The organism is Brachyspira sp., from assembly GCF_050873525.1.
Taxonomy (GTDB): domain Bacteria; phylum Spirochaetota; class Brachyspiria; order Brachyspirales; family Brachyspiraceae; genus Brachyspira.
Window position 1 is genome coordinate 1 of record NZ_JBNMIZ010000243.1, and the last position, 3,733, is coordinate 3,733.

The following is a 3,733-nucleotide window of genomic DNA, read 5'->3' on the forward strand; positions in this document are numbered from 1 at the left end:
AGTTACTAATAATGCATTTAAAGATAAAATGGATAATTATACGGAAAAAGTTAAAATGCAATGGGAATATAATCCTTTTAAAAATTATGCAACGGACAGATATTTTTCTTCTTGGCTTAATCCTGATGCTTATAATAGTAAATTTTGGTTGGGGAATATTTTTAATATAAAAGATATGTATCCTAATAAAAATTTTACTTTTGATAAAATACAGTTTTTCTATCAGCCTACGCTCGCTACGGAAGTCACTCCAATAAGTTTTAATTATAACGAAAAACATAGATTTAAAATCGGAGTAGGTTATTTGACACACTTTTTTCTTTCAAAATATGAAGCGGGTGTAAGTAAATATTATGGACAAAGTTTATTTTACGGAACTTATATGCAAGCTGAAGTATTTTTTGATTATATATACGATAATACTTTTAAATTAAGATTTTCTCCATCGAGACATATATGCTCCCACATAGCTGGCGATGTATTGGGAGACGAAAACTTATATGATAAATCTTCGGAAGAATTTAGAGATGCGGGATTTGAGCAAATATCTATTTCGGCATATTACAAATACGGATGGTTTACTTTCTACGGCGGAAGAGATTTTGCAATAATAGGTTTTAAAAAGTCAAACTTCGTTAATTTATTAAAAATATTTTACGGCACAGATATTAGAATTCCTATCTGGGGAGAGATTAATTTTATATCTGGAATATATTGGGGATTTAATTTTGATAAAATTAATACAATTAAAAGAGGGGACAACGAATATATTCTTTTGGATACTTATAACGAGTGGACGCCTACAATATCGGCTGGTATAGGAATTGAAATTTATAGAATTATAATAGGCGTAAAATATCAATACGAACGCTCTAAACAATTATACGCTTTCAGAAAAATGGAACATAAAATTGGATTTGAGGCGAGTTTATATTTATAAAATTAATATTCTCCTTCGGAATTATTTTCATAATACTTAAAAACATTGTAAGGAGAAAATATTCCCAAGTCGGTAATTATCGCGCTTACCAAATGCGGCGGAGTATAATCGAAAGCAGGATAAAATCCTTTCACTCCTTCTTTTGCCGTTTTTATTCCCATAGCTTCGGTTATCAGTTTTTCGTCTCTAAATTCAAATTCTATATCTTCAAATCCTCTATGACTTTTATCGGGCGCTCCCGTTACAAAATATGGAATTCCCAAATATTTTGAGACAATCGCTATTTGATAAGTTCCTATTTTATTTACAACCGCTCCGTTTAAACAAATCAAATCGGCTGCGGAAGTGAAAATATCGACTTTTTTTTCTTGCATTGTATAGGCTATCATATTGTCGGTTATGACTGTTACATCGGCGTTTTGTTCGTAGGCTACGGTTGCGGTTAATCTCGCTCCTTGAAAATACGGACGAGTTTCAGCGCAAATTATTTTTATATCTTTATTTTGTTTTTGAAATTCTCTAATCATAAAACCGACTATTGATTCTCCAAAACATTGAGTAAGAATAGTTCCTTTAGACGGAAACATTGAAACCAAATATTGAGCCATTTTTTTTATTTTTGCGTATCTTTTTGTGGAAAGTTCTATGGCTTTATTAAATATAGCTTCTATTACTTTATTTGAATCTTCGCTTTTATTTATAGATTCTATTCCCGCATTCAAGCAGTTTTTAGTTATAGCCATCATTCTTGCGCTTGTTGTCGGACGAGAATTTGCCAAAGTATCGCAGGCGTTTTTTAAGAATTTAATTTTTTCTTCGCCTTCCAAATTTTTAGCTTCGTATCCCGCCAAAACCATTCCCATTGCTACAGCCAAATAAGGTCCAGCGCTTTGAGTTACCATATCGGCTATCGCTTTAGAAACTTCTTTATGAGTTTTGCATTCCACAAAATTAATTTTATTAGGATAAACTCTTCTGTCTAATATTTTTACTATTCCGTCTTCATACCAAGCTATATTTTCAAATCGAAGCATATAAGCCAAATCTTTATCTATTCTTTCCATAATGTATCTCTAATATATCTTTATTAAATAATAAATAATTTGTTTTCTTTAATCAAAAATTTTAATTATTCAACTTCTATTTTATTTTTTAGTAATTTTTGAAGTCGTCCCGCCGTCAATCGTAAATGTTCCTTTATTTGCGCTAGTAAAAGTTAAAACGGATTCATCTGGGAGAGTATAATTTGTCGCGTTATTTCTTGTTATTGAGATTGAAGAAAATTTTTTATTATTCTCATCTTTAAATGAACCGTCAGAATTTATTGTAAATAAAATATTTCCATTTTCGTCATTATACCAATTTCCCGCATAATATGATAATGTTATTTCCATTGCCGTTTTATCCGAGCAGCTTATATAAAATAAAACCGAAGATAAAATAGCGATTAAGATTGTTAAGTTTTTTAGAGTTTTCATTTTATTAACCTCCGTAAAATTAAAAAATTAAAAATTAAATTGCCAAATCTACAAAATTTGTAAAATCTGCAACTTTTATTAATCTTTCTCTTTGCATTATACATTCCTTGCCGATTTTGAGCAAACTATATTCAATGTCCGCTCTCTTTTTTTCGTCCGAAACGGATTCTATTTCTTTTACTCTTGCGCAGCCCGTAGTTCTTCTTATTATTTCGAGTCCGCAAATTCCAAAAGAATATTTCAAAACATTATCAAGATAATATTTTATAAATTCTTCGTTTTTAGCGGATATATCTTTAATATCTTTACCACATTTATTTAAAAATTTCTTTTTGAATAAACTTAAAATTTCGTTTATCGCCTCATAAATGAAAGCCAAAAATTTTGCGCTATTTTTTCCAGTCATATTCAAATGATAAACATAAGAAAAAATAAGATTTGCAATTATAGTTCCCAAATCGTAGCCTATCGGTCCGTAGAATGCAAATTCGCAGTCCATAACTTTAATAAATTTATCGTTTACGAATATTGAACCTGTGTGCAAATCTCCATGTATCAAGGCTTGAGGATTATTCATAAATTCGTATTTTAATTTTGCAGCCTCGAATTGCAATTCTTTATTTTTATAAAATTGTTTTTCTACATATTTTTTCAAACAATCGGAAAAAACATTTTCTTTAAGCAAATTAAAAAAAGGTTCGGTAAATACCAATTCTTCGCTTATTTTACATAATTCTTTATTCGTATATTTTGCGACTTCATTTTTTTTGCCGAAAGCGTCCGTAAAAAAGTCCGCAGTCGATAAAGTAGTTTCCACGATAAAATCGGTTATCTGTTTTGAGAAATGCGGAATTATTTTTCCTTTAATTAAAGCGTCTCTCAATATAATGCAATCTTTCAAATCTTCCATCACAAATAATTTCATCGTTTCGTCAATATGATAAATTTTTGGAGCGAGTTTTTGGAATTTTTTTCCGTAATAAGTTAAAATTTCTGCTTCTCTTTTGTTTCTATTAATATCGAGAATTCTTCCCGAAGAGTTGCTTCTTGTATGCACTCCCGCCTGTTTTATTATTACGGATTTTTTGCTATTTTTTACTCTATAAACATAATTTAAATTTCCGTCTCCGATTTCACGGCATGTTATTTTATTTTTAGAATCAAAATATTTTAATTTTTCTTTTGAATATTCCAAAATGTCTTTTTCGTTCATTAAAAAATATTTATCAAATTTGCTCATAAAATAATCCAAATTTTTATCGATTTATTTTTTTATTTTAAACTTAAAATTTATTTAATAATATTAGCATAAAAA

Annotated in this window: 4 protein-coding genes; 1 reads left to right on the forward strand and 3 read right to left on the reverse strand. The window is 29.2% G+C overall.

From position 1 onward, the window contains the following. Positions 1-940 (forward strand): hypothetical protein (locus tag ACR0QS_RS11935; protein ID WP_432633676.1); only part of this gene is annotated, 940 nt, incomplete at its 5' end. A gap of 2 nt (positions 941-942) precedes the next feature. Here ACR0QS_RS11935 and ACR0QS_RS11940 read toward each other — a convergent pair. The 3 genes from ACR0QS_RS11940 to mtnK all read right to left on the reverse strand — a co-directional run bounded on the left by ACR0QS_RS11940 (position 943) and on the right by mtnK (position 3,658). After that, entirely contained in the window at positions 943-2,007 is a 1,065-nt protein-coding gene (locus ACR0QS_RS11940) for an S-methyl-5-thioribose-1-phosphate isomerase (RefSeq protein WP_432633679.1), read from the reverse strand. A 78-nt stretch (positions 2,008-2,085) separates the two neighbouring features. After that, positions 2,086-2,418, reverse strand: a complete 333-nt coding sequence (locus tag ACR0QS_RS11945) for a hypothetical protein (protein WP_432633677.1) — start codon at positions 2,416-2,418, stop codon at positions 2,086-2,088. 34 nt (positions 2,419-2,452) lie between these two features. Beyond that, the gene (gene mtnK / locus ACR0QS_RS11950) at positions 2,453-3,658 is read right to left on the reverse strand and encodes an S-methyl-5-thioribose kinase (RefSeq protein WP_432633678.1); all 1,206 of its coding nucleotides are present in this window, start codon (positions 3,656-3,658) and stop codon (positions 2,453-2,455) included. Positions 3,659-3,733 lie beyond the last annotated feature (75 nt).

Coding starts and splice junctions, on each gene's coding strand:
- ACR0QS_RS11945 (WP_432633677.1), bottom strand. CDS start 2,418: ATGAAAACTCTAAAAAACTTAACAATCTTAATCGCTATTTTATCTTCG.
- mtnK (WP_432633678.1), bottom strand. CDS start 3,658: ATGAGCAAATTTGATAAATATTTTTTAATGAACGAAAAAGACATTTTG.